The 20703-nt window shown below is 64.4% G+C and carries 18 protein-coding genes; 8 read left to right on the forward strand and 10 right to left on the reverse strand.

What is annotated here, in order from left to right; genetic code table 11:
* Window positions 1–208: 208 nt before the first annotated feature.
* Window positions 209–1099: a LysR family transcriptional regulator gene (locus tag ACNFCH_RS15690; protein WP_337157638.1), complete on the reverse strand. Its 891-nt coding sequence runs from the start codon at window positions 1097–1099 to the stop codon at window positions 209–211.
* 136 nt (window positions 1100–1235) lie between these two features.
* Here ACNFCH_RS15690 and ACNFCH_RS15695 point away from each other — a divergent pair, with 136 nt between their 5' ends.
* Together ACNFCH_RS15695 and ACNFCH_RS15700 are read left to right on the forward strand one after the other, a co-directional pair.
* On the forward strand, window positions 1236–2726 hold the full coding sequence (locus ACNFCH_RS15695; protein WP_337157637.1) for an aldehyde dehydrogenase family protein: 1491 nt from the start codon (window positions 1236–1238) through the stop codon (window positions 2724–2726).
* Window positions 2727–2893: 167 nt separating this feature from the next.
* A complete protein-coding gene (locus ACNFCH_RS15700; protein ID WP_416743085.1) occupies window positions 2894–4180 on the forward strand; it encodes an NAD(P)/FAD-dependent oxidoreductase in 1287 nt (428 codons plus the stop codon).
* A 100-nt stretch (window positions 4181–4280) separates the two neighbouring features.
* Here ACNFCH_RS15700 and ACNFCH_RS15705 read toward each other — a convergent pair whose 3' ends face one another.
* Complete coding sequence (locus tag ACNFCH_RS15705) at window positions 4281–5708, reverse strand: mechanosensitive ion channel domain-containing protein (protein WP_416743086.1); 1428 nt, start codon at window positions 5706–5708, stop codon at window positions 4281–4283.
* Between the two features lie 321 nt (window positions 5709–6029).
* Between ACNFCH_RS15705 and ycaC the strand changes: the two genes are divergently transcribed.
* The 3 genes from ycaC (at window position 6030) to ACNFCH_RS15720 (ending at window position 9317) form a co-directional block, all read left to right on the forward strand.
* Entirely contained in the window at window positions 6030–6659 is a 630-nt protein-coding gene (gene ycaC, locus ACNFCH_RS15710) for an isochorismate family cysteine hydrolase YcaC (RefSeq protein ID WP_043213448.1), read from the forward strand.
* 59 nt (window positions 6660–6718) lie between these two features.
* Window positions 6719–7270, forward strand: coding sequence for an antibiotic biosynthesis monooxygenase (locus ACNFCH_RS15715; RefSeq protein ID WP_337157634.1), 552 nt, complete (start codon window positions 6719–6721; stop codon window positions 7268–7270).
* A gap of 76 nt (window positions 7271–7346) precedes the next feature.
* The gene (locus tag ACNFCH_RS15720) at window positions 7347–9317 is read left to right on the forward strand and encodes an amidohydrolase (RefSeq protein WP_416743087.1); all 1971 of its coding nucleotides are present in this window, start codon (window positions 7347–7349) and stop codon (window positions 9315–9317) included.
* Between the two features lie 33 nt (window positions 9318–9350).
* Here the strand turns inward: ACNFCH_RS15720 and ACNFCH_RS15725 are convergent, their stop codons facing one another.
* The 4 genes from ACNFCH_RS15725 to ACNFCH_RS15740 form a co-directional block, all read right to left on the reverse strand.
* Complete coding sequence (locus tag ACNFCH_RS15725; RefSeq protein WP_337157632.1) at window positions 9351–10262, reverse strand: LysR substrate-binding domain-containing protein; 912 nt, start codon at window positions 10260–10262, stop codon at window positions 9351–9353.
* 150 nt (window positions 10263–10412) lie between these two features.
* The gene (locus ACNFCH_RS15730) at window positions 10413–12200 is read right to left on the reverse strand and encodes a monovalent cation:proton antiporter-2 (CPA2) family protein (RefSeq protein WP_337157631.1); all 1788 of its coding nucleotides are present in this window, start codon (window positions 12198–12200) and stop codon (window positions 10413–10415) included.
* A 309-nt stretch (window positions 12201–12509) separates the two neighbouring features.
* Window positions 12510–13997, reverse strand: coding sequence for a YifB family Mg chelatase-like AAA ATPase (locus tag ACNFCH_RS15735; protein WP_337157630.1), 1488 nt, complete (start codon window positions 13995–13997; stop codon window positions 12510–12512).
* A gap of 273 nt (window positions 13998–14270) precedes the next feature.
* Entirely contained in the window at window positions 14271–14534 is a 264-nt protein-coding gene (locus ACNFCH_RS15740; RefSeq protein ID WP_337157629.1) for an accessory factor UbiK family protein, read from the reverse strand.
* A gap of 388 nt (window positions 14535–14922) precedes the next feature.
* Between ACNFCH_RS15740 and glnK the strand changes: the two genes are divergently transcribed.
* From glnK to sutA, 3 genes are all read left to right on the forward strand, one after another.
* On the forward strand, window positions 14923–15261 hold the full coding sequence (glnK, locus tag ACNFCH_RS15745) for a P-II family nitrogen regulator (protein WP_002555808.1): 339 nt from the start codon (window positions 14923–14925) through the stop codon (window positions 15259–15261).
* Between the two features lie 42 nt (window positions 15262–15303).
* A complete protein-coding gene (locus tag ACNFCH_RS15750) occupies window positions 15304–16635 on the forward strand; it encodes an ammonium transporter (protein WP_416743088.1) in 1332 nt (443 codons plus the stop codon).
* A gap of 457 nt (window positions 16636–17092) precedes the next feature.
* Window positions 17093–17419 carry a transcriptional regulator SutA gene (gene sutA / locus ACNFCH_RS15755; protein WP_043213429.1) on the forward strand — a complete coding sequence of 109 codons (327 nt, stop codon included), beginning with the start codon at window positions 17093–17095 and terminating at the stop codon, window positions 17417–17419.
* 142 nt (window positions 17420–17561) lie between these two features.
* Here the strand turns inward: sutA and ACNFCH_RS15760 are convergent, their stop codons facing one another.
* The 4 genes from ACNFCH_RS15760 to dapF are packed head-to-tail and all read right to left on the reverse strand — an operon-like array spanning window position 17562 to window position 20701.
* Window positions 17562–18257, reverse strand: a complete 696-nt coding sequence (locus ACNFCH_RS15760) for an HAD family hydrolase (RefSeq protein WP_337157628.1) — start codon at window positions 18255–18257, stop codon at window positions 17562–17564.
* The gene (gene xerC / locus ACNFCH_RS15765) at window positions 18254–19153 is read right to left on the reverse strand and encodes a tyrosine recombinase XerC (protein ID WP_337157627.1); all 900 of its coding nucleotides are present in this window, start codon (window positions 19151–19153) and stop codon (window positions 18254–18256) included. Before xerC ends, ACNFCH_RS15760 begins: the two co-directional genes overlap by 4 nt.
* Window positions 19153–19857 carry a DUF484 family protein gene (locus ACNFCH_RS15770; protein WP_196163212.1) on the reverse strand — a complete coding sequence of 235 codons (705 nt, stop codon included), beginning with the start codon at window positions 19855–19857 and terminating at the stop codon, window positions 19153–19155. The genes xerC and ACNFCH_RS15770 overlap by 1 nt, the downstream gene beginning before the upstream one ends.
* A gap of 13 nt (window positions 19858–19870) precedes the next feature.
* Complete coding sequence (gene dapF, locus ACNFCH_RS15775; protein WP_196163213.1) at window positions 19871–20701, reverse strand: diaminopimelate epimerase; 831 nt, start codon at window positions 20699–20701, stop codon at window positions 19871–19873.
* Between the last annotated feature and the right edge of the window lie 2 nt (window positions 20702–20703).

The following is a 20703-nucleotide window of genomic DNA, read 5'->3' on the forward strand; positions in this document are numbered from 1 at the left end:
GCACTTTCCCCACAAGCGAAAAAAAGTGCAGGTGTCATTCCTTTTCGGATCGACCTTTTGGCTGCGAATCCCTTGCCATTCACCGAGGTGGTTTCTTCGCGGGTACAGTGGTGACCGTGAGACCGCTGGAGAACTTGTAGGAGCGGGTTCACCCGCGAAGAAGCCACCGCGGAGCACGACCGCTGCCCGCACGATCGAGCCCCACCTATCAGCCTTGCAACTGCTCTCTGACCCACTCCACCAACGCCCGCACCTTCGGCACCTCCGCCGCATGTTCGGCGAATGCCAGGTAGTGTGCGCCGTTGCTTTTCATCGCATGGTTCCAGGCCATCACCAGGCTCCCGTCGGCCAGTTCCTTGGCGACCAGGTAGCGCGGCACCAACGCCACGCCGCAACCGGCCTGTGCCGCGCTCAGCGCCATATAGAAGGTGTCGAAGCGCGGCCCGTGGTAGCTGTTGTCGGTGTGCAGCCCTTGCTCCAGGAACCACTCGTGCCAGGCTTCCGGGCGTGAGGTGCTTTGCAGCAGCACCAGTTGCGCCACCGCACTGGCGTCCTTGAGCTCGCGGCCTTGCAGAAGCTCCGGCGCGCACACCGGCACCACCTCTTCGCCGAACAGCTCCACGCAGGTGGCGCCCGGCCAGGTGCCCTGGCCGTAGAAGAACACCGCGTCCGCCGACCCCTGGAGCAGGGCGAAGGGTTCCATCTCGTTGCGGATGTCCAGGTGGATGTTCGGATAGCGTTTGCCGAAGCCTTTGAGGTGTGGAATCAACCAGCGCACGCCAAAACTCGGTTGGGTGGCTACCTTCAATACTTCGGTCTGCTCGCCGTAGGTCAGGACGTAGCGGCTGGACATGTCCACCTGGGTGAGGATCTTGTTGACCTCGGCCAGGTACAGCGAGCCGGCTGGCGTGAGCTGCAGCCGTCGGCGGATACGCAGGAACAGGTGGTGGCGCAGCATCTCTTCGAGCTGCGCGACCTGCTTGCTGACCGCACTCTGGGTCAGGTGCAGCTCTTCGGCCGCACGGGTGAAACTCAAGTGGCGGGCTGCGGCCTCGAAGCACTGCAGGGCGGTCATCGAGGGTACCAGGCGTTTGGACATAGCGGTCTCTACGGCAGGATGATCATTACCTGACGGAATGATATGCGGAATAAAGGTCGTTTGTTGCGCTAGTGTGATCGGATTAATACTGATCCACATCAGGTTTTCAACCCTCCACCCCCTGTAGGAGAAGCACATGGTCGCTGGATTGCTCGAGCGCCTTGGCGTTGCCGCCGAGGCTTACACCCAGGGTGACTACCCTGTTCACACCCCGATCGACGGTAGCCAGATCGCCTCGGTGAAACTGCTCGGCAAGGCCGAGACCACTGCTCGCATCGACCAGGCCCACAAAGCCTTCGAAGCCTGGCGCAGCGTGCCGGCCCCGCGCCGTGGCGAGCTGGTGCGTCTGTTCGGCGAAGTGCTGCGTGCACACAAGGCTGAACTGGGCGAGCTGGTGTCCGTCGAGGCCGGCAAGATCACCCAGGAAGGCCTGGGCGAAGTGCAGGAAATGATCGATATCTGCGACTTCGCCGTTGGCCTGTCGCGTCAGCTGTACGGCCTGACCATCGCTTCCGAGCGCCCAGGCCACCACATGCGTGAGACCTGGCACCCGCTGGGCGTGGTCGGCGTCATCAGCGCCTTCAACTTCCCGGTCGCTGTCTGGGCGTGGAACACCGCGCTGGCGCTGGTCTGCGGCAACGCTGTGGTGTGGAAACCGTCCGAAAAGACCCCGCTGACCGCCCTGGCCTGCCAGGCCCTGTTCGAAAAAGCCCTGAAAGCCTTTGGCGATGCGCCGCAAGGCCTGAGCCAACTGGTGATCGGCGGCCGCGAAGCCGGCGAAGCCCTGGTGGACGATCCGCGTGTGCCGCTGGTCAGCGCCACCGGCAGCACCCGCATGGGCCGCGAAGTGGGCCCACGTGTGGCTGCCCGATTCGGCCGCAGCATTCTGGAGCTGGGTGGCAACAACGCCATGATCCTGGCCCCGAGCGCCGACCTGGACCTGGCCGTGCGCGGCATCCTGTTCTCCGCCGTCGGCACCGCAGGCCAGCGCTGCACCACGCTGCGTCGCCTGATCGTGCACCGCTCCATCAAGGACGAGGTGGTTGCCCGCGTCAAAGCGGCCTACGGCAAGGTACGCATTGGTGATCCACGTAAGGACAACCTGGTCGGCCCGCTGATCGACAAGCAGTCCTTCGATGCCATGCAAGGTGCGCTGGCCAAGGCCCGCGACGAAGGCGGCCAGGTGTTCGGCGGCGAGCGCCAACTGGCCAGCGAATACCCCAACGCCTACTACGTCTCGCCGGCCATTGCCGAGATGCCGGGCCAGAGCGAAGTGGTGCGCCACGAAACCTTCGCTCCGATCCTCTACGTGCTGGCCTATGACGACTTCGAAGAGGCCCTGCGCCTGAACAACGAAGTGCCACAAGGCTTGTCCTCGTGCATCTTCACCACCGACCTGCGTGAGGCCGAGCGCTTCCAGAGCGCCTCGGGCAGCGACTGTGGCATCGCCAACGTCAACATCGGCACCAGTGGTGCGGAGATCGGCGGTGCGTTCGGTGGCGAGAAGGAAACCGGCGGTGGCCGTGAGTCCGGCTCCGATGCCTGGAAAGGCTACATGCGTCGTCAGACCAACACCGTGAACTACTCGCGCGAGCTGCCGCTGGCGCAGGGCATTGTGTTCGACTGATGGTTTGAGGCTACAAGACCGGGGGCATGGTCCCCGGTTCGCGGATGAACCCGCTCCCACAGGTACAACACGGTTTTAAAGACCTGTGATGTCCCTGTGGGAGCGGGTTCACCCGCGAATGGGCCGCACGGCGGCCCCAACAAGAACAAAATTGCTGGAGCCGGGCCATGTCCGAATTGCGTCAAGAATGTCTGTGGGAGTTCGTCACCAAGCCGACCGTCGCCGCCCAGGCGTTGGCGGGTGAGCACAAGGCCGATGTCTGCGTGATCGGCGGTGGCATCACGGGGCTGTCCGCGGCGATCCACCTGCTCGAACAGGGCAAGTCGGTGATCCTGCTGGAGGCCTGGAAGATCGGTCATGGTGGCTCTGGACGCAACGTCGGTCTGGTCAATGCCGGCACCTGGATCCGTCCCGACGACGTCGAGGCGACCCTCGGCCTGGAGCAGGGCAGTCGCCTGAACAAAGCGCTCGGCGGGGCGCCTGCCGAAGTGTTCGCGATGATCGAGCGTCTCGGCATCGACTGCCAGGCCCAGCACAAGGGCACGCTGCACATGGCGCACAACGCCACCGGCGTCGCCGACCTCGAGGCGCGCCACGCCCAGTGGAGCCGTCGTGGTGCGGATGTCGAGTTGCTGACTGGGGCCCGCTGCCAGGAGTACTGCGGTACCGACAAGATTTCCGCCGCGCTGCTCGACCGCCGCGCCGGCACCATCAACCCCATGGCCTACACCCAGGGCCTGGCCGCTGCGGTGGCACGCTTGGGTGGCCGGGTGTTCCAGCAGTCTTCAGTCGAAGGTCTGGAGCGCGACGGCGATGGCTGGCGAGTGAATACCGCGCGTGGTTCGGTGCGCGCCGACAAGGTGGTGATCTCCACCGGCGCCTACACCGAAGGCGAGTGGAGCAACCTGCAGAAGCACTTCTTCCGGGGTTATTACTACCAAGTGGCCTCCAAGCCACTGCAAGGCGCTGCGGCCGACAAGGTCCTGCCCCACGGCCAGGGCTCCTGGGACACCCGCACCGTGCTCAGCAGTATTCGCCGCGACGATCAGGGCCGTCTGCTGCTCGGCAGCCTTGGTCGGGTCGACAACAAGCCGGCGTGGTTCGTGCGCAGCTGGGCCGACCGCATCCAGAGCCATTACTACCCGGAGCTGGGCAAGGTCGAGTGGGAGATGCACTGGACCGGTTGCATCGACTTCACGCCCGATCACCTGATGCGCCTGTTCGAGCCAGCCCCAGGGCTGGTGGCGGTGACTGGCTACAACGGCCGGGGCAACACCACCGGTACGGTGATTGGCCGCGCGTTCGCCGAGTTCCTGCTCAAGGACGACCCGAACAGCCTGCCGATCCCGTTTTCGCCGATGAAACCGGTCAGCGCGCCGTCGCTGCGTACGGCCTTCTATGAGTCGGGCTTCTCGCTGTACCACGCGGGGCAATGCCTGCGGGTAGTGCTGTAACCGCCTGGGCTCGTTCGCGGGTGAACCCGCCCCCGCAGGGGCAGCACCAGCCTTGTAGGAGCGGGTTTACCCGCGAAAAAGCCCGCACAAGACTGACTGCTCATTTGTGCAGCCAGCTGAGGAAGCCGCCTTTCTTCACCACCGGCGGTTTCTGCATCAGCAGTGACTCCCGGTTCTGACGACGAAAGCGCTGTAGCTTGGTCAGGGCGGTCTGCACCTCGCCACGCTGGGCCAGGCAGCTGCGTACCTGCTCCTTGTCGATGCGATAGAGCAGGCAACCGGTGAGGGTGCGGAATTCCGCCAGGGATTCCTCTTCATCGATCAGCCCTTCGACCCCCAGTACCTCGCCAGGGCCCATGCGTCCGGCCTCGATCAGCCGTTCGCCATCACGAATCGACGCCGAGACCACGCCGCTGCCGATCACCAGCACATAGTCGGAGTGCTCACCCACGCCCAGGATCACCTGATCGGCCAAGTACTCCACCGCAGTCATGCGCTGGCTCAGGGCGTCGCGCTCATCGCTGGTCAATGCGCGGAACACCCGCACGTCATCCAGCAGCTCGCGCTGGCGACTGCGAGGCGGCAGGGCGAGGTCGACGTTCCACATCACACCGTTGGCCTCCAGGTGGCGATGGGCCAGGTCGAACAGCTGGTTGCGCACTTCGACCTTGCGGTCCATGGATGCGACGAATGCGCTGGCCTCGTACTCCACCGACTCCAGTGTGGAGGCCTTCACGGTGACCTTGGGTGGCGGTGTCGTGAGCAGCGCGCTGGTGCCTTGCAGGGCTTTCTCCAGCGCATCGAATACCCGCTTGGGGCGCACCTTGGCTGGCACCACCACGCTGACCGACACCCCATGCACGTCCGCCGGTCGGCTGAAGTTGAGCAGCTTGGCCTTGGCTACCACCGAGTTGGGCACCACTGCCAGGCTGCCATTGCCGGTGAGCAGCCGCGTGGCCCGCCAATCGATGTCCAGCACCTTGCCCTCGGTGCCGTCGATGGAGATCGCATCACCGATCTGGTAGGGCCGCGTGGTGTTGAGCACGATACCGGAGAACACGTCCGCCAAGGTGCTCTGCAACGCAAGGCCAATGACGATGGCCATGACGCCTGACGTTGCCAGCAGGCCTTTGACCGGCAATTGCAGCACATAGGCCGCCGCCGCGATCGCTGCGGCCACGAAGATCAGCGCCCCGAGCACGTCCTGCAGCAACCGCCCGCCATGACCCCCGCGGGCGATCAGCACGAGACCGAACACCACCGTCACCGTGCGCGCGAAGAACAACCACCAGGCGATCTCCAGCGCGGTGGCCATCAGGTTGCGAGGCACGTCGTCCACCCAGGGCGGCGGTTGCAACGGGCTCATGCCCGCCGCCAGCAGAACCCAGCTGAACAGCAGGAAGATCACCAGCCGAGCGCCGATGCGACAGGCCCGGCGCTCGACCGGGATCACCTGCCACAACAATAGGTCGAGCAGCAGCAGGACGGCGCCGAACCACAGTGGGGAGGACTGAATGAACGCCAGCATGAAAGTCTCGAGAGAGAAGAGGGCTGTGGGGTAGTAAAGAGCAGGTTGAGCGGGCAGGCAATGGATCCCGGGCCGCTATACGCCCATCGCAGACTGCGCCAGCGCCCACGAAAAACCACACCGCGCTGGCGCAGCTTTCGATGGGCTGCAGAGCAGCCCCAAACGTAGAAAGGTTCGCAGAGCGAGTTGCACTGCGTTTCGTCCTAAAAATAGAACGCTAGGGCCAATTTTCGCTATCTAGTGCTTCAAAGGTGATGTTTTTAATCTGTGTCCATGCAGTCAAGGCAACACCCCCACTCACTACCTGAAGGAACACAGACCATGAGCAAATTCACCTACAACCGCCTGGACAAGAACAACGCCGCTGTACTGCTGGTCGACCACCAGGCAGGCCTGCTCTCGCTGGTACGTGACATCGAGCCGGACCGCTTCAAGAACAACGTGCTGGCGCTGGCGGACCTGGCCAAGTACTTCAACCTGCCGACCATCCTCACCACCAGCTTCGAGCAAGGCCCCAACGGCCCGCTGGTGCCTGAGCTCAAGGCGCAGTTCCCAGATGCCCCGTACATCGCCCGCCCAGGCCAGATCAACGCCTGGGACAACGAAGACTTCGTCAAGGCGGTGAAAGCCACCGGCAAGAAGCAACTGATCATCGCCGGTGTCGTGACCGAAGTGTGCGTGGCCTTCCCAGCGCTGTCGGCCCTGGAAGAAGAGTTCGAAGTGTTCGTGGTCACCGATGCTTCCGGCACCTTCAACGAGATGACCCGCGACGCCGCCTGGCGGCGGATGGAAGCGGCCGGTGCGCAACTGATGACCTGGTTCGGCGTGGCCTGTGAGCTGCACCGCGACTGGCGCAACGACATCGAGGGCCTGGGCACCCTGTTCTCCAACCACATCCCGGACTATCGCAACCTGATGACCAGCTACAGCACGCTGACTGCTGGCAAGTAAGCCGCCTCGCCAGGCGCCGGATTCCGGCGCCTGGCTTCACCTTGCTCAGGGGAAGGCCGATGAACAACCGTACCGTGGTCACGCTGGTCATCCAGCACAAAGTGCGTACCGATGCGCTGGCGCGTTATGAAACCTGGCTGCGGCACACCGTTGGCGTGGCCCGTCAACAGCCGGGGCACCTGGATGTGAATGTGATCCGTCCCGACGACGGTGGCCGTCAGTTCACCACCGTGGTGCGTTTCGCCGAGGCCAGCCAGCTGCAGGCCTGGGTCGACTCCGCCGAGCGCCAGGCGCTGATCGACGAGGTGTTGCCGCTGCTGGAGGAGGGCGACCAGACCCAGGTCCATGACGATCCGGAATTCTGGTTCACGCCGCCCACCAGCGGTGCGGCCCAACCGCCACGCTGGAAGCAGGCGCTGCTGACTTATCTCGTCATTTGCCCGATGACCCTGGTCATCCCGCAACTGCTGGCGCCGCTCTTCGCGCGTTTTCCGTCGTTGGGCGGCGCGATCACCAGCAACTTGATCGTCAACCTGTTCGTCATCGTGCCTGTGGTGTTCTACATCATGCCTTGGGTGACGCGCCGCTGCGCGGGCTGGCTGCGTCGCTGACCAGCTGCCGCGCTGGCCGGCGCATCCGTTGCTAGCCTTCACACGCCTGTCGATCACGCACCCGCCGGAGATCACCATGAACCAGGACCCTACCGACAAGAGCCGCCGCCAGTTCCTCGCCACCAGCACCGTGCTGGGCGCCGCAGGTGCGCTCTGGTCCGCACTGCCGTTCACCGATTCCGCTCACGCCGCAATTTCAGGAGATCCCATGACTGCCGACCTCATCCTGTTCAATGGCCGACTGCACACCGTCGACCGTGAGAAGCCCAAGGCCAGCGCCGTCGCCATCAAAGATGGCCGCTTTCTCGCCGTGGGCACCGATGCCGATGCCATGGCGCACAAAGGTGCCGGCACCCAGTTGATCGACCTCAAGCAACGCACGGTCATCCCCGGGCTCAACGACTCGCACCTGCACCTGATCCGTGGCGGCCTGAACTACAACCTGGAACTGCGCTGGGAGGGCGTGCCCTCTCTGGCCGACGCCCTGCGCATGCTCAAGGACCAGGCCGACCGCACGCCGAGCCCGCAGTGGGTGAGGGTGGTCGGCGGCTGGAACGAGTTCCAGTTCGCCGAAAAGCGTATGCCGACGCTGGAGGAGATCAACCAAGCCGCGCCGGACACGCCGGTGTTCCTGCTGCACCTTTACGACCGGGCGCTGCTCAATCGCGCCGCGCTCAAGGCCGTGGGCTACACCAAGGACACGCCCGACCCGCCTGGGGGCGAAATCCAGCGCGACAAGTTCGGCAACCCCACCGGCATGCTCATCGCCCGGCCTAACGCCACCATCCTGTATGCCACCCTGGCCAAGGGGCCGAAGCTGCCGCTGGAATACCAGGTCAACTCCACGCGCCAGTTCATGCGCGAGCTCAACCGCCTGGGCCTGACCAGCGCCATCGATGCCGGTGGCGGCTACCAGAACTACCCGGACGACTACCAAGTGATCCAGGAACTGGCCAAGCAAGGCCAACTGACCGTGCGCATCGCCTACAACCTGTTCACCCAGAAACCCAAGGAAGAGCTGGCCGACTTCCAGAACTGGAGCAAGATCGTCAAACCCGGTGACGGCAACGACTTTTTCCGCCACAACGGTGCGGGTGAAATGCTGGTGTTTTCCGCCGCCGACTTCGAGGACTTCCTCGAGCCGCGACCCGACTTGCCGCAGACCATGGAGCAGGAGCTCGAACCGGTGGTCCGTCACTTGGTGGAGCAGCGCTGGCCGTTCCGGCTGCATGCCACGTACAACGAGTCCATCTCGCGCATGCTCGATGTGTTCGAGAAGGTCGACCGCGACATTCCGTTCAATGGGCTGCCGTGGTTCTTCGACCATTGCGAGACCATCACCCCGAAGAACATCGAGCGGGTACGAGCGCTCGGCGGCGGCATCGCCATCCAGGATCGCATGGCCTTCCAGGGTGAATACTTCGTCGACCGTTATGGCGCCAAGGCTGCGGAAAAGACCCCGCCGATTCAGCGCATGCTGGCCGAGGGTGTGCCGGTGGGCGCGGGTACCGACGCCACTCGGGTGTCCAGCTACAACCCGTGGACTTCGTTGTACTGGCTGGTCAGCGGCAAGACCGTTGGCGGGCTGGAACTTTACCCGGAGGGTCTGAGCCGCGAGACGGCCTTGCAGCTGTTCACCCATGGCAGCGCCTGGTTCTCCAGTGAGCAGGGTAAGAAAGGGCAGATCAAGGTGGGCCAGTTGGCGGACCTGGCGGCGCTGTCGCAGGACTTCTTCAGCGTCGAAGAGGACGCGATCAAGGGTATCGAGTCGGTGCTGACGGTGGTCGATGGCAAGGTGGTGTATGCCGCAGGCGACTTCGAGAAGCTCGGCCCGGCTGTGCTGCCGGTGTTGCCGGAGTGGTCGCCGGTGGTGAAGGTGCCAGGGCACTGGCGGGCCGGGGCGCCTTTGGCGGCGGCGGTGCACCAGTGCGCCGGGCCTTGTGGCGTGCATGCCCACAGCCATGAAAAGGCGCGCCATTCCAGTGTGCCGGTGAATGACTTCCAAGGTTTCTGGGGGGCCTTAGGCTGCTCGTGCTTTGCCTTCTGAACCAATGGGGGCCGCTTTGCGGCCCCCTTGGTCTTACGCCATATCGCTGACCGCGAACTCTTCGGCCAGATGATCGATCAACGCCCGCACCGACGGTAGCAGCCCCCGCCGTGACGGGAAGATCGCATGGACGATCCCGCAGCGCGGGTGCCAGCCCGGCAACATTTCCACCAGCCTGCCCGCTGCGAGGTCTTCACGCACCGCCACCCGTGGCAAGTGCGCGATCCCCACGCCCTCCACCACGAAGTGGCGCAAGGCGAACAAGTCATCGGTGACCACCTTGGGCGTATGCGCAATCACCAGCTTTTGCGTCATACGCTCGTCCTGGAACAACTCCCACTGATACTCACGCTGCGAACCACCCCAGTGCAGGCTGGGCAATTGGCCCAGCATCTGCGGCTCGAAGTCTTTCGGCAGGCGTTCGAGAAACGAAGGCTGCCCCACCAGGCACTGAGTGCTGTTGCTCAGTACCTTCATCACCATGTCGGTGTTCTCCAGCGGCGGGAAGCGCACCCGCAGGGCGATGTCGAAGCCTTCGTGAAGCAGGTCGACCCGGCGGTTGGTACTCTCGATGAACAACTCCACTTGCGGGTACTTGGCCATGTAGCGGGTCAGCATCGGCCCCACCCAGGCATTGAGCAAGGTGGTGGGGCAACTGATGCGCACCAGGCCACGAGGCTCGCTGCGGTTGCGCTCGATGATCTCGGCGGCCCCCTCGGCCTCCACCCGCATGGCCAGGCAGCGTTGGTAGTACGCCTGGCCGACCTCGGTCAGCGAGCAGTGGCGGCTGGTGCGATGCAGCAGCCGCACGCCCAGGCGCTCTTCCAGCTCGGCGATGCGTCGGCTGAGTTTGGACTTGGGCATGTCCAGGGCCCGGCCGGCCGGCGCGAAGCCGCCATGTTCGACTACCTGGGTGAAGTAGTAGAGGGAGTTGAGGTCTTCCATGCAGAGGTTCTCAGGATGGGGCGCGTGGGGCAGTCTACCCCAGCAACGCCGTTTTTCATCCGTATCGCGGGTGAGCGCTGTGTGGCGTCAGTTTGGAGTGTCCGATTCAACCAGTCCCTCTGCCAGCCCCGGATGCCCGCACGCCGTGCCCTACGGCGCATCCGATTCGAACAACCGCTCCAGTTCCTTGCGCGCCTCCTGGGCGGTCTGCATGACCTTGGCCCGGTCATCGCGTACACGGCCTTGGGCTTCGAGCACTTGTTCGTCGTGCTCGGTGAAGCGCTGGATGCGGTCCGCGGCCTGCTCGCTCGACAAGCCCAGGCCGACCAGGGTGCGGCGGCTCATCTCAAGGCTCGAGTAGAAGGTCTCGCGGATCGGCTCGGCGCCGACGTCCATCAGCTTGTGCACGTGCTGGCGATTGCGTGCCCGGGCGATCACCTTCAGGTGCGGGTACAGGCGCTTGACCCGTTCGGCGGTGCGTGTGGTGACCTCCGGATCGTCCGTGGTGATGATGACGTACTCGGCCTCGCCGACCTTGGCCGCATGCAGCACCTCCGGCCGTTGTGGGTCGCCGTAGAACACCGGGGCCTGCTCGAAGGTGCGGGTCATCTCGATGGTGTCCACCGAGGTGTCCAGGGCGATGAAGGGGATCTTCTGCGCCCGCAGGATGCGCGAGACGATCTGGCCCATGCGCCCCATGCCGACGATCACCACCCGCGGGGTATCGGCCTGGATGCTCTTGTAGTGCTCCGGTACTTCTCGGGCTGGTTGCGGGCGCTTGAGCAGGCGCGCGCAGACCAACAGCAACAGCGGGGTGATGGCCATCGACAGGGTGATGGTCATCAGCAGCAGGTCGTGGGTGCGGGCGTCGAACAGGCCCTGATCCTTGCCCAGCTTGAACACCACGAAGGCGAATTCGCCGCCAGCGGCCAACACCACGCCGAGGCGCAGGGCACTGGCGGTGGTCAGACCACCGGCCAGGCGTCCGACCAGCATCAGCAGCGGCAACTTCACCGCCACCAGCAGCAGCGTCAGGCCGAGCAGTACCAGCGGCATCTCCAGCAACAGCCCGAGGTTGGCGCCCATGCCGACACTGATGAAGAACAACCCCAGCAGCAGGCCTTTGAACGGCTCGATCTGCGACTCCAGTTCGTGGCGGTACTCTGAATCCGCCAGCAGCAGGCCGGCGAGGAAGGCGCCCAAGGCCATGGAAATGCCGGCCTGTTCCATGAGCCAAGCGGTGCCGATCACCACCAGCAGCGCAGTGGCGGTGGAGACTTCCGGCAGGCCGGTGCGGGCCACGGTGCGGAACACCGGGCGCAGCAGGTAGCGGCCACCGACGATGACGATGGCGATGCTGGCGAACACCTGTAGGCCATGCTGCAGGCTATCGCCGTGGCTGGTGTCCGGGCCGCTGGCAGCCAGCAGCGGCACCAGGGCGATCAAGGGGATGGCGGCGATGTCCTGGAACAACAGGATGGCGAAGGCCAGGCGCCCGTGAGGGGCATTGAGTTGTTTGCTTTCGGCGAGGCTCTGCAGGCCGAAGGCAGTCGACGATAGCGCCAGACCCAGGCCCAACACCGCGGCGCTGGAAAGCGACTGGCCGAAACCGAACAGGGCAATCGCGCCGATGACTGCGCCGGTCACCAGCACCTGGGCCAGGCCCACGCCGAATACCGCCTTGCGCATCAGCCACAGGCGCCGGGGCGAGAGCTCCAGGCCAATGATGAACAGCAGCAGGACCACGCCGAGTTCGGAGATGTGCGCGACGCTCTCGGTGTCGCGAATCAGCCCCAATGCCTGGGGGCCGATGGCCACGCCGGCCAGCAGATAGCCGATGACCGCGCCCAGTTGCAGGCGCTTGGCCAGGGGCACGGCAACGACGGCGGCAAGCAAGAAGATCACCGCAGTTTGCAACAGGCTGGCTTCGTGGGGCATGGCTCGGACTCCTTGAGCGGCGAGGGGGTTAGGCTCTGTACGAAAAGCCTTGATACTCGGTGATGCTGCGTTGAAAACAGCCTCGGAATGCTCATTTACAACCCGTAAACTGCGCTTCCTCGGCTGTTTTCGCCTTGCCTGACCTTCGTCTCAAGACTTTTCATACAGACCCTAGGCAATGGATAGCAGAGGCGGGCATTTTCGTCTTGTGCGATAAACAGGACAATCCCGTCGCGTCGGGAAGCATCGTTCCGAAATCGCCACCTTTGTAGGCCCGGGTTTAGCCGCGAACAGGGCGCTGCCCAGTCATCAGGCGCTCGGTCGATACTGGAGTGCTTCGGCCAGGTGCGCACGCCCGATGCCGTCCACCTGTTCAAGGTCCGCCAATGTACGGGCCACCTTGAGCAGGCGGTGGGCGGCCCGCAGGGACAAGGTCAGGCGCTCGCAGGCACTTTCCAGCCAGGCCTGGTCGTCGGCTTGCAGCACACAGTGGCGGCGCAGGCCATTGAGGTCGAGAAAGGCATTGGCGCACCCCTGGCGCCGCTGCTGAAGGTCCCGCGCCTGGGCCACCTGGCGGGCGACGCTGGCGCTGGACTCACCGCTGGGCTGGTGGGTCAGTACGGTGCTTTCCCTGGCCACGGTCAGGTGTAGGTCTATGCGATCGAGCAGCGGGCCGGACAGTTTGTTGCGATAGCGCTGGATCTGCTCGGTGCTGCAGCGACAGCGACCGGTGGGATCACCCAGGTAGCCGCAAGGGCAGGGGTTCATGGCTGCCACCAGTTGGAAACGTGCGGGGAAGCGTATGCGATCCTTGGCGCGGGCTACCACGATTTCCCCCGATTCCAGCGGCTCGCGAAGCACCTCCAGTACACGTCGTTCGAACTCCGGCAGTTCGTCCAGAAACAGCACGCCATGATGCGCCAGGGTGATCTCGCCCGGTTGAGGTCGGCTGCCACCGCCGACCAGGGCAGGGCCGGAGGCCGAGTGATGAGGGTGGCGGAACGGCCGTTGCGGCCAGCAGTCCAGCGGCTTGTGACCGCTGACCGATTGGATCGCCGCCACTTCCAGGGCCTCGTGCTCATCCAGCGGAGGCAGCAATCCGGGCAGACGGCTGGCGAGCAGGGTCTTGCCCGTGCCGGGTGGCCCGGTAAACAGGAGATTGTGCGCGCCGGCCGCTGCGACCAGCAGGGCGCGTTTGGCTGCGGCCTGGCCCTGCACTTCGCTGAGGTCCGGATAGGGCCGCTCCCGCAGCAGCAGGCCATTGGCCGCGTAGGGTGACAAGGGCGCCTGGCCATTGAGGTGGGCGACCAGTTCCAGCAGATGATCCACGGCATACACCACCAGGCCGCTCGCCAGGCTCGCTTCCTCGGCGTTTTCCCGGGGCACCACCAGCGCTCGCCCCGCTTCTCGGGCGGCCAGCGCAGCAGGCAGCACGCCCTGCACTGGCCGCAACCCGCCCGACAGCGCCAGCTCGCCGATGCACTCGATATCGCTCAGGGTCGCGACCGGCACCTGGCCGTTGGCGGCGAGGATGCCCAGGGCGATGGCCAGGTCATAGCGCCCGCCGTCCTTGGGCAGGTCGGCCGGGGCGAGGTTCTGGGTGATGCGCCGGGCGGGGTAGTCCAGGCCGGCGTTGACGATGGCGCTGCGCACCCGGTCCTTGCTTTCCTTGACCGTGGCTTCGGGCAGACCCACCAGCGTCAGGGTGGGCAGGCCGTTGGCCAGATGGGTTTCGACACTGACAGCAGGCGCCAGCACGCCGACCTGGGCGCGGCTGTGGACGAGGGCGAGGGACATGGACACTCCGTGATCGCTTTTAGAAAACCGCTTCCTGCGGTTGGGCAAGCATAGAGCGCCTGGGGAAGGGCTATTGCGAAAGAGTGCGTCGGGGTTTTGCAATGGACGGCCGACGGCCAGTTCGTGTTGTTCGCACCGGCCTGTTCGCGGATGAACCCGCTCCCATAGGGACGGCGGTGTTCTTGAGGACACCGCAGAACCCCTGCCGGACACCGCGCACGCTGCGGGAAAGGCGATTCGGGGCTCCGATGTCTCCCGCAAAGATGCCGGGTGCTATTGCTGAACGGATGGCGCGATCCGGGCTTCCAGCTCGGCCAACTGCTTCTCCAGGGCTTCCAGGCGTGCGCGTGTGCGCGCCAGGACGACCATCTGGCTGTCGAATTCGTCGCGGCTGACCAGGTCCAGCTTGCTGAAGGCGCCTTGCATGAGGACCTTGAACTGGCTTTCCAGTTCGGCGCGAGGTTGTGCGGTGTCGCCGCTGAACAGGCGCGAGGCCTGGTCGCTCAGGGCGTCGAGAAAAGCTTTGGGCGCGAGCATGTTGGGCTGTCCGCTTGAATCGTTGAGAGGTGCGCAGTGTAGCACGCACCCCGATGGCATTTGCCCTGCACATTTTTTGCGCAATCCGGCACGTCGTGCTGCACCGAAGTTGTGCGTCTTTCCCTTGCTGGCGATTGGCCAAAATCCGTTCTTAAGCGTAACCGGCTGTTTTTGCTGCAGTTATTCGAAGTGGCAAGGTTTCTGCAGAGACCATCGCGAGCCATGCACTGATGCAGTTCTTGTGACCAGGCAGTGCGAGGCTGGAACCAACGGCCCTTTCGACTTCGGCGAGAGGGCTCCGACGACGGGTTACAAAGCCAGGCGCTGCGCTTAGACTTGAGACGGGTTTGTTTTCCTGGGGCAAGTCCACCAAATCGGGAGAAGTTTCATGAAGCTAGTCACTGCCATCATCAAGCCGTTCAAGCTGGACGACGTGCGCGAGTCGCTGTCGGAAATCGGCGTGCAGGGCATCACCGTGACCGAAGTCAAAGGCTTCGGTCGGCAGAAAGGCCATACCGAGCTGTATCGCGGTGCCGAGTACGTGGTCGATTTCCTGCCCAAGGTGAAGATCGACGTCGCCATCGACGACAAGGACCTTGACCGGGTAATCGAAGCCATCACCAAGGCTGCCAACACCGGCAAGATCGGTGACGGCAAGATCTTCGTGGTCAATCTGGAGCAGGCCATCCGCATCCGTACCGGCGAAACCGATACCGACGCGATCTAAGTAACACCGCCTCACAAACCCAACGCCCCAGGAGAAAACAACATGACTCTGCGTAAGATCGCAGGGCTAGGAGCCCTATTGTCCCTCGTAATGCCCGGCCTGGCCTTGGCAGAGGAAGCTGCCCCGGCGTTGAACTCCGGCGATACCGCCTGGATGCTCACTGCCACGGCGCTGGTGCTGTTCATGACCATTCCGGGCCTGGCCCTGTTCTATGGCGGCATGGTCCGCTCCAAGAACGTGCTGTCGGTGATGATGCAATGCTTCGCCATCACCGGCCTGATGAGCATCCTCTGGGTCGTCTACGGCTACAGCCTGGCATTCGATACCACGGGTATGGAAAAGGGCGTGGTCAATCTCTATTCCTTCGTCGGTGGTTTCTCCAAGGCGTTTCTGGCCGGCGTCACGCCCCAGAACCTGACCTCGGCCACTGCGTTGTTCCCCGAGGCGGTGTTCATCACCTTCCAGATGACCTTCGCCATCATCACCCCGGCGCTGATCGTCGGTGCCTTCGCCGAGCGCATGAAGTTCTCCGCTATGCTGGTTTTCATGGGCATCTGGTTCACCTTGGTCTATGCGCCGATCGCGCACATGGTCTGGAGTGGTGACGGCGCGCTGATGTGGGACTGGGGCGTGCTCGACTTCGCCGGTGGCACCGTGGTGCACATCAATGCCGGTATCGCAGGCCTGGTCTGCTGCCTGGTGCTGGGCAAGCGCAAGGGCTACCCAACCACGCCGATGGCCCCGCACAACCTGGGCTATACGCTGATGGGTGCGGCCATGCTGTGGATCGGCTGGTTCGGTTTCAACGCAGGCTCTGCCGCCGCAGCTAACGGCACCGCCGGCATGGCCATGCTGGTCACCCAGATCGCCACGGCGGCGGCGGCGCTGGGCTGGATGTTCGCCGAGTGGATCGGCCACGGCAAACCCAGTGCCCTGGGCATCGCCTCCGGGGTGGTCGCGGGCCTGGTGGCCATCACCCCGGCGGCAGGCACCGTGGGCCCGATGGGCGCCTTGATCATCGGCCTGGCTTCGGGCGTGATCTGCTACGTCTGCGCCACCAGCCTCAAGCGCAAGCTGGGCTATGACGACTCCCTCGACGCCTTCGGCGTGCATGGTGTCGGCGGTATCGTCGGTGCCATTCTCACCGGTGTGTTCGCAGCCCCTGCCCTGGGCGGCTTCGGCGCGGTCACCGATATCGCCGCACAGCTCTGGGTGCAGACCAAGGGCGTGCTGTTCACTGTGGTCTACACCGCCATCGTCACCTACGTGATCCTCAAGGTGCTGGACGTGTTGATGGGGCTGCGGGTCAACGAAGAAGAAGAGTCGGTCGGCCTCGACCTGGCTCAACACAACGAGCGTGGCTACAACCTGTAACCGCGAGACGCTGGAAAACTTGCCCGGTTCGCCGGGCATTTTTTTGCCTGGAATTCGCTGTTTGGCGAAGAGCAAACGGTTTACCCGGCACGTTCGTGACAGAGGCGTAAAACTTACAACGCGCTGGGCGTTCAGGGAGCTTTGCTTTTTCAACGAGCGCGCTAGAATGCGCGCCGAAGGGTGTTCGATGAGCTGTCCCCACACTTCTCCACCCTTTGCTAGGCTTGCCAGTAGCGCATGGCCAGCAGGTGCTGCCGGCGCTTTTTTCCGGCCGATGGCTCGATGATTTTTCAGGCTCTGCCAGGAGCAGGGCCTGTTGGGCGACAGTCTCCACATCAGGAGAGGGACGCCCGGGCAGTGGCCAACCCACGGCCAGTTGAATTTTCACTGGTGGCTGCCGGTCTACGGCTCCACTGGTCTATAACTAACCTGCTTTTCGCAAGTCATGAGGTAGAACATGAGCGACGACGATCTGGAAAATGACGACCTCGAAGTAGGCGATGAAGACGAGGCCGATGAGGGCCTCGAAGCTGCGGCTGACGACGGCGCGGAAGACGCCGGCGAAGACGACAGCCCCGCACCTGTAGCCAAGGGTAAATCCAAGGCGGCGGTCTCGGTGGACGAGATGCCAAGCATGGAAGCCAAGCAGAAAGAGCGCGATGCGCTGGCCAAGGCCATGGAAGAGTTCCTTGCGCGTGGTGGCAAGGTTCAGGAGGTCGAAGCCAACGTGGTCGCCGATCCGCCCAAGAAGCCGGACAACAAGTACGGCAGCCGCCCTATCTGAGTGGCTGAACGCAAAAAAGCCCGCCGTCGCTGCGGGCTTTTTTGTGGGCGGGGAAAGGGGACCACTCTGTGGCCCTTTCGCGGCACAAGGCCGCTTCTACAGATTGGCGTCGTGCCTGCGATGGGGCGCAACGCGGCCCTGATCAGCGCCAGCGCGACAGAACGTCCGGCAACTGCGACAACCGCTGGATCTGTGCATCCGGTGCCTGCTCACCCGCCCAGTCCTTGCCCTGGGGGTTGAACCACACCGCCCGCAACCCGGCGCGTTGGGCGCCTGCGACGTCGTCAGCGGGATGGTCGCCGATGTGCACCGCGGCATCGGCCCCGACTTCGCCTCGGCGCAGGGCTTCCATGAACGGCGCAGGGTCCGGTTTGCCGATGCCCAGGTCCTCGGCGCACAGGGCGAACTTGAAGTAGTCCGCCAGCCCCAGGCGTCGCACGTCGGCGTTGCCGTTGGTGACCACGCCGAGCATGTACTGGTGGCGCAGGATCTCCAGCACCGGCTGTACTTCAGGAAACACCTCCACTTGATGCCGGGCGTGCAGGAACACCTCGAAACCTTCGTTGGCAAGCTCAAGGGCCTGCTTCTCGCTGTAGCCGACGTCTTCCAGCGCATGGAACAGCACGCGGCGGCGCAGGGCACTGATGCGGTGCTTGAGGCCCGGTTCGGCCTGCACCAGGCGCTCGCGGATGGCGAACAGGTGCTCGACCGGCACGCCGCCCAGGATCGGGGCATTGGCCGCGAGCCAGTCGCGCAGGACGATTTCGGCGCTGGCGATCACCGGTGCGGTGTCCCACAGGGTGTCGTCCAGGTCGAAGGTGATCAGCTTGATGCTCATGAGTCTGTGCCTTTGCTGCGTTTGGCCCGAGGATGGGCGCTGTCGTACACCGCGGCCAGGTGCTGGAAGTCCAGGTGGGTGTAGATCTGCGTGGTGCCGATGTCGGCGTGGCCAAGCATCTCCTGCACCGCGCGCAGGTCCTGGGACGACTCCAGCAGGTGGCTGGCGAAGGAATGGCGAAGCATGTGGGGGTGCAGGTGCTGGCCCAGCTCGCGTTCGCCCGCGGCCTTGACCCGCATCTGGATCGCTCGTTGGCCGAGGCGGGTGCCTTGGCGGGTCAGGAACACCGCGTTGTCCCGAGGCGCGCTGATGCCGCGCAGTTTGAGCCACTGCTGCAGGGCCTCGCGGGCCTTGCGTCCGACCGGCAGCACACGCGACTTGCCGCCCTTGCCATGTACCTGGACCAGCCCGGCGGTGAGGTCCAGTTGGTCCAGGTCAAGATTGGTCAGCTCCGACAGGCGCAGCCCGGACGAGTAGAAGAGTTCGAGAATGGCCTGGTCGCGACGGGCAATGAAATCATCGTCCACGCCACCGTCGAGCAACTGCAGGGCGCGATCGGTGTCCAGGACCTTGGGCAGGCGGCGCTCGCCCTTGGGTGCGGTCACGCCAATGGCCGGGTTGTGCTGACACAGGTCTTCGCGGTTCAGGTAACGGTACAGGCCGCGCACCGCCGAGAGCAGGCGTGCCAGGCTGCGGGCGGACTGGCCATGCTGATGTTGACGCACCACCAGCTGGCGCAACTGCGGGACCTGCAGGGCATTCCAGTCGTCAATGCCCTGGGTGTTGCAGAACTCGATGACGTTCTGCAGGTCGCGACGGTAAGCCAGTTGGGTGTGCTCGGACGCCTGGCGCTCATTGCGCAGGTACGCGCAATAAGCCTCCAGCTGGCGCTCCATCAGCGCACCGGTCGCAGGGTTTGGGTGAAGCGTGGGACGACGCGGCCGAGCACTTCGGCGATGTAGCCCAGGAACAAGGTGCCGACGCTGCTCTTGTAGTGCTGTGGGTCGTGGCTGCCGATCGCCAGTACGCCATGCAGCCCTTGGTATTCGAGCGTGGCGACGGCGCTGGAGCCGACTTCCTTGCGCTGCTCGTCGCCGAACAGGAAAGCCAGCTCATGCTCGCGCAGGTTGCCGCTGACGGTCTTGCCGCTGCCCAGTAGCGCGCCGATGGCCTGTTGCGCCTCCCCGTTACTGGCCCAGCGCCCGACCGGGGCTGCGCTTTCGCCAAAGAGGATGAGGCTGACGAACGGCACCTGGAACTCCTGACGCAGGCTGTCCTCGACGGCCATGACCACTTCCTCGAGGCTGCCCGCATCGAGCAGGTCGAGGATCAGGCGACGGGTCTTGTCGAACAACCGGTCGTTGTCCCGGGCCACGTCCATCAATTGCGAGAGGCGATGACGCATCTCGATGTTGCGGTCGCGCAGCAACTTGAGCTGGCGCTCCACCAGCGACACGCTGTCGCCGCGCTGGTGCGGGATTCGCTGCTCGATCAGCAGCTCGTCGTGCTCGGCGAAGAAGGTCGGGTGGGCGCGCAGGTAGGCGACCACGGCTTCGGCGTCGAGGTTCTGCTCGGGTACAACCTGGGGCTGATCGGTCATGGCAGTTACTCGTTTAGAGACGAACCTGTCCTTCGTACACGCGTACGGCTGGGCCGGTCATCAGTACGGGCTTGCCGGGGCCGGCCCATTCGATGTTCAGACGGCCGCCCGGCAGGTCGATGCTCACCGGAGAGTCCATCCAGCCCTGGCTGATGGCTGCTACCGCGGCCGCGCAGGCCCCGGTGCCGCAAGCCTGGGTTTCGCCAGCACCACGTTCCCAGACCCGCAGGTTGGCGTGATGACGGTCGACGACCTGGATGAAACCGGCATTGACCCGCTGCGGGAAGCGCGGATGGTGTTCGATTTTCGGGCCCAGCTCATGCACCGGGGCCGTGCGCACGTCATCGACACGCAGCACCGAGTGCGGGTTGCCCATGGACACGGCGGCGATCGAATGGACCTGGCCGTCGACTTCCAGTGGGTAGTTCAGGGCCTGTTCATCGGCGACGAATGGAATCTCGGCCGGGACGAAGCGTGGCGGGCCCATGTCGACACACACCTGGCCGTCGTTGCGCACGTCCAGCTCGATGATGCCGCCCTTGGTTTCCACGCGGATGCGCTTCTTCGCGGTCAGGCGCTTATCCAGCACGAAGCGGGCGAAGCAGCGCGCGCCGTTGCCGCACTGCTCGACCTCGGAGCCGTCGGCATTGAAGATCCGATAGCGGAAGTCCACATCCGGATTGCTCGGCGCCTCGACGATCAGTAACTGGTCGAAGCCGACGCCGGTATTGCGATCTCCCCACTGCTTGGCATGCTTGGGCTGGATGTGCGCGTGCTGGCTGACCAGGTCCAGGACCATGAAGTCGTTGCCTAGCCCGTGCATCTTGGTGAAACGCAGCAGCATGG

The sequence above is a fragment of the Pseudomonas sp. NY15354 genome (assembly GCF_048068075.1).
Lineage (GTDB): Bacteria > Pseudomonadota > Gammaproteobacteria > Pseudomonadales > Pseudomonadaceae > Aquipseudomonas > Aquipseudomonas guariconensis_C.